We start from the raw sequence: 901 nt of genomic DNA on the forward strand, positions 1-901 counted from the left end.
GCCTGCTCCTGGAGGTCACCGTGACGACAGCGGACGTCCACGACTCCAAGGCCGCGCCCGCACTGCTGGAGACATTCATGGACCAGCCGGGCCGGCTGCTGAAACTGGTATGGGTCGACAGCGCCTACCAGGGCCCGGCCCTGGCCAAGGCGTTCGCCCGCCACGGAGTCCGGATCGAGGTTGTGCGTCGATCCGACGGACAGCGCGGATTTGTCGTACTGGCCCGCAGGTGGGTGGTGGAGCGAACGCTGAGCTGGCTCTCCCGATCACGCCGCCTCAACCGCGACCATGAACGCCGTGCCGATCACCACCAGCAGATGGTGTGGTGGGCCGCCACGATCAGGCTGTCGCGCCGGATGGCCGGCGACGCCCCACGCTGGCCGGAGAAGCGCCCCGGCCGACTGGCCCGGGCGCGGGCATGAACCGCCCGTTCTTCTCCCGCACCAACCAACCCCGCTTCTCCAACGCGTAGGCACGGTGCCGGATCCTCTCCACCTCGTTCTTGCTGTCCGCCTCCCGGCCCACCGCCCGAGCCAGCTCCACCCCGCTCACCGGCCCCGACGCAGCCACCACCGCGACAAACACCTCCCGATACAGACCACTGAGCACCTCCTCACCCATGCCCGACCGCCACACCGGCGGCCGCTCGTCATACCCAGCTCCCGCGCCGGAGCCGCTCGATCCCACAGCGGCAGCCACCTCACCACCAGACGGCACGGAAACCGGCACATCCACCGCGCTCTCCTCGGACAGCACCAACACGAGCTCCTCACACCCCACCCGAGCCCGATCGACACGCTCCCGCGCCGCATCCACCTCCACCTGAGCCTGCTCCAAGACCTCCGTCCAGGACTCCAGATCCTGCCTCGCCCGCGCCTCACGCCGTTCCATCAACCCCAGC

2 protein-coding genes are annotated in these 901 nt (G+C 69.7%); one reads left to right on the forward strand and one right to left on the reverse strand.

The genetic code is table 11. The features are described 5' to 3' along the window. The coding region (locus QMK24_RS41330; RefSeq protein WP_283472064.1) for a transposase at nt 1-422 on the forward strand (422 nt) is incomplete at its 5' end. Here QMK24_RS41330 and QMK24_RS41335 read toward each other — a convergent pair. Beyond that, a partial coding sequence (locus QMK24_RS41335; RefSeq protein ID WP_349307972.1) for a BAR domain-containing protein occupies nt 340-901 on the reverse strand: 562 nt, incomplete at its 5' end. The genes QMK24_RS41330 and QMK24_RS41335 overlap by 83 nt on opposite strands.

Source organism: Streptomyces sp. PH10-H1 (genome assembly GCF_030063355.1).
GTDB lineage: Bacteria > Actinomycetota > Actinomycetes > Streptomycetales > Streptomycetaceae > Actinacidiphila.